This is a genomic window from Mesorhizobium sp. M7A.F.Ca.US.005.03.2.1, assembly GCF_003997795.1.
Taxonomy (GTDB): domain Bacteria; phylum Pseudomonadota; class Alphaproteobacteria; order Rhizobiales; family Rhizobiaceae; genus Mesorhizobium; species Mesorhizobium ciceri.
On sequence record NZ_RZRP01000341.1, the window covers coordinates 1 to 6,318 of the forward strand.

At 63.3% G+C, this 6,318-nt stretch carries 4 protein-coding genes and 1 tRNA gene; all 5 read right to left on the reverse strand.

Annotated elements, in window-relative coordinates; all coding sequences use genetic code 11:
• A partial coding sequence (locus EN991_RS19270) for a valine--tRNA ligase (RefSeq protein WP_127369326.1) occupies nt 1-2,427 on the reverse strand: 2,427 nt, incomplete at its 3' end.
• A gap of 218 nt (nt 2,428-2,645) precedes the next feature.
• Entirely contained in the window at nt 2,646-3,464 is an 819-nt protein-coding gene (locus tag EN991_RS19275) for a PopZ family protein (protein WP_127369327.1), read from the reverse strand.
• Nucleotides 3,465-3,679: 215 nt separating this feature from the next.
• Complete coding sequence (locus tag EN991_RS19280) at nt 3,680-4,933, reverse strand: TolC family protein (RefSeq protein ID WP_127369328.1); 1,254 nt, start codon at nt 4,931-4,933, stop codon at nt 3,680-3,682.
• A gap of 181 nt (nt 4,934-5,114) precedes the next feature.
• Nucleotides 5,115-5,783 (reverse strand): protein-L-isoaspartate O-methyltransferase, encoded by a 669-nt coding sequence (locus tag EN991_RS19285; RefSeq protein WP_024503837.1) that lies wholly within the window; start codon nt 5,781-5,783, stop codon nt 5,115-5,117.
• A 90-nt stretch (nt 5,784-5,873) separates the two neighbouring features.
• Nucleotides 5,874-5,947: transfer RNA gene (locus EN991_RS19290), tRNA-Cys, on the reverse strand.
• Nucleotides 5,948-6,318: the final 371 nt, after the last annotated feature.

Consider the following 6,318-nt stretch of genomic DNA (forward strand, 5'->3'; position numbering starts at 1 on the left):
CACATCGTTGGCGCCGACCACGACGAGCGGTGCGATGGCTGCCGGCGGCACGTTCATCTCCGAACGCACGGAGCGGATGCCGGAGACGAGGTCGACCAGCCAATTGATGTCGGCTGCAGCCTCGGCGTCTTCGAAGTCCGGTGACGGCCACGTGGCATGGCACAGCAGCGAGGGGCGTTGCTTGCCTTCGCCAGCGGTCTGCGCCCACAGTTCCTCGGTCATGAACGGCATCATCGGATGCAGCAGCTTGTAGATCTCGTCGAGCACGAAGGCGACGCAGGCTCGGCTTTCGGCTTTGGCCGCCTCGTCGGTGCCCATGAACACCGGCTTCAGCAGTTCCAGGTACCAGTCGCAGAACAGGTTCCAGACGAAGCGGTAGGCGGCGCCCGCCGCCTCGTTGAAGCGGTATGAGGTGATGCCGTCGGTGATCTCGCGCGCCGCCCGCGTCAGCTCGGTGAGGATCCAGCGGTTGACCGCCAGCTTGGCGTCGTTGAGCCAGAAATCGTCATTGCGCGCGACCTCGTTCATCTCGGCAAAACGCGTCGCGTTCCACAGCTTGGTGCCGAAATTGCGATAGCCGGCGATGCGCGCCGGATCGAGCTTCACGTCGCGGCCCTGCGCCGCCATCACCGTCAGCGTGAAGCGCAGCGCATCGGCGCCGTATTCGTCGATCAGGTCGAGCGGATCGATGACGTTGCCTTTCGACTTCGACATCTTGGCGCCGTTCTTGTCGCGCACCAGCGCATGGACATAGACGGTGTGGAACGGCTCCTCGTCCATGAAGTGCAGGCCCATCATCATCATGCGGGCGACCCAGAAGAAGATGATGTCGAAGCCTGTCACCAGCACGTCGGTCTGGTAGTAGGTCTTCAGCTCGGGAGTCTCATCGGGCCAACCCAGCGTCGAGAACGGCCACAGCGCCGACGAGAACCAGGTGTCCAGCACGTCCTCGTCGCGGGTCAGGATCTCGCCCGGCTTGAAGTTCTCCAGCTTGTCCTCGACCCAGGCCTTCCACGGTCCTTCCAGCGCCAGATAGAATTCGATCGCGGCGCTCAGCGCCTCTTCCTCGGTCTTCTCGACGAAGACGCGCCCGTCGGGCCCGTACCAGGCCGGAATCTGATGACCCCACCAGAGCTGGCGCGAGATGCACCAGGGCTGGATGTTCTCCATCCAGTCGAAATAGGTCTTTTCCCAGTTCTTCGGCACGAAGTTCGTGCGACCTTCGCGCACTGAAGCGATCGCCGGTTTGGCCAGTTCCGCCGCATTGGCATACCATTGCTCGGTCAGGAATGGCTCGATCGGCACCCCGCCGCGATCGCCATGCGGCACCGCGTGGCGATGCGGCTCGACCTTTTCGAGGAAGCCGCCCTCTTCCATCAGCTCGACGATCTTCTTACGCGCGACGAAGCGATCGAGGCCGTCGAGTTCGTCCCAGACCGCCTGGCGCTCCGGCGTCACCTCGAGGCCGGCGAGAAAATCTTCATTGTCCCTGAGGCTTACCGCCGCCTCCGTGGTCAGGATATTGATCGCCGGCAGCTTGTGGCGCCTGCCGACCTCGAAATCGTTGAAGTCGTGCGCCGGCGTGATCTTGACCGCGCCCGAACCTTTTTCCGGATCGGAATACTCATCCGCCACCACGGGAATCCTGCGGCCAACGATCGGCAGGACGATGTTCTTGCCGACCAGATGCCGGAAGCGCTCGTCGTCGGGATGCACCGCGACGGCCGTATCGCCCAGCATCGTCTCCGGGCGCGTCGTCGCCACGGTGATGAAGGTTTTCGGGTTTTCCGGGTCGAAGACCTTGCCTTCGACGGGGTAGCGGAAGTGCCAGAGATTGCCATTGACCTCCTGCTGCTCGACCTCGAGATCGGAGATCGCGGTGAGCAGCTTGGGGTCCCAGTTCACAAGACGCTTGTCCTTGTAGATCAGCCCTTCCTTGTAGAGCGTGACGAACACTTCGAGCACCGCCTTGGACAGGCCTTCGTCCATGGTGAAGCGTTCGCGTGACCAGTCGGCCGAGGCGCCGAGCCGCTTCAACTGGTTGAAGATGGCACCGCCGGATTCGGCCTTCCACTCCCACACTTTCTCGATGAACTGTTCGCGGGTCAGGTCGCGGCGATGGATCTGCTTTTCCATCAGCTGCCGCTCGACCACCATCTGCGTGGCAATGCCGGCATGGTCCATGCCCGGCTGCCACAGGACGTTCTTGCCGCGCATGCGCTCGAAGCGCACCAATATATCCTGCAGCGTGTTGTTGAGCGCGTGTCCCATATGCAGCGAGCCGGTGACGTTCGGCGGCGGGATGACGATGGTGAAGGCCTCCGCCCCCTCCTCGGCCCCGGCACCGGCGCGAAACGCGTCGGCCTCTTCCCAGACTTTGGCGATCTTCGGCTCGACGGTTTTGGCGTCGTAGGTCTTTTCAAGCATGGGAAAATGGTCCGCGCTGTCGGGAGTTTTGCTGGTCCGGTGTAAATCGGAAGGTTTTGGCCAAGTCAACCGCAAGGGCTGTCTCGGACCCTCACAACCAGATAGGCGCGGCCTTGGTCATTTCAACGGAAAGCGATCCGTCGTCCTGCCGACAACGACTTCGCCAAAACAAACGGCGCCACGAAGGCGCCGTTTCCTCTAGCAATCGGCATGGGCAGCTACTGCGCCCCGCGCGCCACGCGCTCGATCTCCTCGCGCACCAGTCTTTCGACCAGTGTCGGCAGATTGTTGTCCAGCCAATCCTGCAGCATCGGCCGCAGCATCTCTTCGGCCATGTCGTCGAATGTCTTCTTGCTGCGGCTGGCAAACGCGTCGGAAAGCTCGCCAAAGGCAGCCGCGACCTGACGGCCGGTGTGCTCGGAAACGATCGCCGGACGCGGCGCGTCGCTGGCCGCCACCGGCCGCACCACGCTTGCATCCGGACGAGACGGCTCGGTAGCCGGTTTCGCGGTTGGTTCATCCCCTGGAGCCTCCATCGACGGCTGGGCAGCCGTCTTGCGTGCCTCGCTCCGGTCCGACACCGCCCTGGCCTGCTCGCCAACCGCGGCGATCTCGCGACGCCAATCGGCGATGGAAGCGTCGGCGACAGGACGCGATATTGGCGCTTCAGCCGTGATTGGCTCCGCTGCAACGCGGGCGCTGACCTCGGCGAGTGTCATCGATGGCCTTGCCGGGCTGGGATCGGGGCGCACCGGCGTTTCCATGCGCGCCACCACCGGCTCGGCCGGCGGCAGCTGTGACTGGACTTCCGCCAGCGTGACAGGCTTCCTGCCCTCGGGGGCGGCATGCAGGTCGGCACGAAAAGCTTCCACGTCGGGGGCTGCATAGACGCTCGACGCGCGCTCCAGATCCTGGCTCAGCTCATCGGCGTCGCCCGGCTGCTTGCGGCCGCCGTCGCTGTCCTCGATGATCCGCCTGATGGAAGCCAGTATCTCTTCCATGGAAGGTTCGCGCTGTGCGCTGCTTGCCGTTGCCATCGTCACATCCGCCGCCCTTGTGACCCCTGTTGGGTTTTCCGCTCCGGCAGAGCCGGATCGAATCATGGCCACAGCGTAACCGACGGATCGCCGCACGAGAATCCCCAATCTGGGGACTTGTGGGATTTCAACAGATTAGCGCCATCTGAACCCGAGAGCCGCAGCGCGAAAGATCCTGCTCAAGCAGGGAACACGGCCAGTTCAGGCCGAACGCCTCAGCGGCCGTCCGGCGTGCGCAGTCCGTACCACTTGTCCTTGACCGCGTTGTAGTGCTCTTCAGGCTTGTATTTCGCTACCTGCAAGCCAAGGCGGTCGACGGACAGACGGCCGGTCGCCTGCAGGATGGCGTAGCTCGCCACCACCACATCGTGTTCGTAACCGGCCTGGTTGATCTGGGCGGTGATGACCGTCGCCTGCGCATTGAGGACGTCGAGCGTGGTGCGCTGGCCGACATTGCGCTCTTCGATGACACCGTTCAGTGCCAGCTTCGCGGCTTCGATCACTTGCCTGTTGGCCGTCAGCTGCTGCTGCGCGGCGGTGTACTCGGTCCAGGCGGCGGTGACGGCCTGGCGCACCTGGTCGCGGCTGACGTCGACCTGGATGCGGGCCTGGCTGAGTGATTCCTTGTTCTGGCGCACGATCGCCGAGGTGCGGCCACCTGAATAGATCGGGATGGTCAGCGTTGCCCCGACACTGGCCGAATTGGTCGTGCCATCCTGCGAACCGACGCCTGGCAAAGGCGAGGTATTGCGATAGGCGCTCGAAACGCCGGCGGAAGCCGACAGCTGCGGCAACAGCGCGCCTTCGGCCGACTTCACCGAAAACGCCGCGGCGTCGACCAGATGCTGCGTGGCAAGGATGGCCGGATGCTCGTTCGAGGCCACCCCGACGGCGGCGGCGCGTGAGGCGTCGGCCTGGGCGACATCGGTGCGTGTGCCTTCACCAACTTCGAAACGCGAACGCGCCGCGCGCGCCGTCTCGGTCAGGAACTGCAGGTTCTGCTCGGTCAGCACAGCGACCTGCCGGTCGCGAATCACGTTCATATACGCTTGCGCCGCGCTGAACAGGATGCCCTCTTCGGTGTTGCGCAGGCTTTCGACCGAGGCCCGGACCTGTGCTTCGGCGGCAGCAACATTGTTCCTGGTCTGAAAGCCGTCGAACAGCGTCTGGTCGATCTGGACGCCAAAATTGCCGGTGGTCAGCCGCACGCTTGAATTGGTGCCGTTGAGATGGCTGCTCGAATAATCGATATCCGCCGAGCCGGTGACAACCGGGCGGTAGCCCGACTTGGCGATGGCGACACCCTCATCGGTGACGCGAACGCCGGCACGGGCCGAATTCAGTGAAGAATTGTACTGGTAGGCCTTTGCAAGCGCGCCGGAGATGGTTTCGGCTGAAGCGGCCAGTGGGGACAGCATGGTCGCCGAAACGAGGACGGCGGTGAAAAGTGACTTGCGTAAAGACGGCACGGTTAAACCCTCATTCGTTTTCCATGGGAACCGCGCCGCGCCTGCTTCTCTCATAGATCAGCCGGCGCCGCGTGTTCGTGTTCCCTGCTGCTCACCCCCAAAGTGCCCCCAGTTTGGCATCAGCAGCGATCGTTCAAATGCAAGCGACCATGACAAAGCCTCTGCTGCAAGGCCAAATCATTCAGAATTCGAAAGCACGAATGCGTTCAAACCCCGGTAGTGGCTTAATTGCCGCATTAAATGCACGTCTTCCGGTTACAACCCCCCCGGCCTTGAAAAAGAGACGGGCCACGCCGGAATTGCCCTGCCCTTCGACGGCGACGAGTCGGCCGCCTTCGGCAAGCTGGTCGAGCAACGGGGCCGGCACTTCCGCGACACTGCCACCGATAAAGATAACATCATAAGGCGCCTTGGCGGCATGCCCCTGCGGCAACGCGCCCTGGACGACGGTCACATTGCCGCAGCCAAGCGACGAAAGCGTCGATCTGGCGGTTTCCGCCAGCGCCGAATCGTTTTCGAGCGCCACTACGGACCCGGCCAGCCGCGACAGGATGGCCGAGGCGTAGCCCGTTCCGCAACCGACATCGAGCACCGAATCGGTCGGGTTGATCTCGGCCAGCTGGATAAGCTTGGCCAACGGCGACGCTTCCATCAGGTAGCGCGAACCGTCCGCGCCGGCTGCAATGCGGATGTCCTCGTCGATATAGGCGAGATCGCGCTGGGCGGCGCCGACAAACATCTCTCTTGGGACGACAAGCATTGCATCGAGTAGCGGCGCGCTGGTCACATCTGTGGTGCGGACCTGGCCGTCGACCATCTTGACGCGTAGTTCGGAGAAATCAGCGCTCATGTCCCAACCAGTCCGCTTGCCGCGCCAGAACCGCGGTCCATTGTGTCAGGAACTTCAGGCCCCTGCGCTGCCGCGCGGGGGCCCGGGCATTGGAGGCCTCGCCCGGAATCGAACCGGGGTGCAAGGATTTGCAGTCCTCTGCGTAACCACTCCGCCACGAGGCCTCATTGCTCCCGGCGTTCCACCCGGTTCCAATAGGTTGCGGCGAAAATGCCGTCAAGCGGCCACCTTGCATTCCGAACGGTTTCCTCGCGTCAGTCCGGACGGCGTCCGGCAAATCATCGGACCGCTTTATTAGCGGACAGTTAAGCATAGCCTGATGGGAGAAGAACGCATCCTGTCGCCGCATGACAGGGCAAGGCTTGCCTCGGCCGCGGCTGTTCTCAAGCAGATCCGTGAGGCACTGGAAGAGCAGGCCGCCCACTGAAACACCACCTTGCGCTATCGGCGGTCAATCGGGCCGGCGACGCCGTTCCCACCAGACGACAAAGCGACGCCGGTGACGGCGGACCATGGCGAATTCATAGGACAGCAC

Excerpts from the sequence above, each read along its gene's own strand:
- EN991_RS19275 (WP_127369327.1), bottom strand. The coding sequence starts at position 3,464 with ATGGCAACGGCAAGCAGCGCACAGCGCGAACCTTCCATGGAAGAGATA.
- EN991_RS19285 (WP_024503837.1), bottom strand. The coding sequence starts at position 5,783 with ATGAGCGCTGATTTCTCCGAACTACGCGTCAAGATGGTCGACGGCCAG.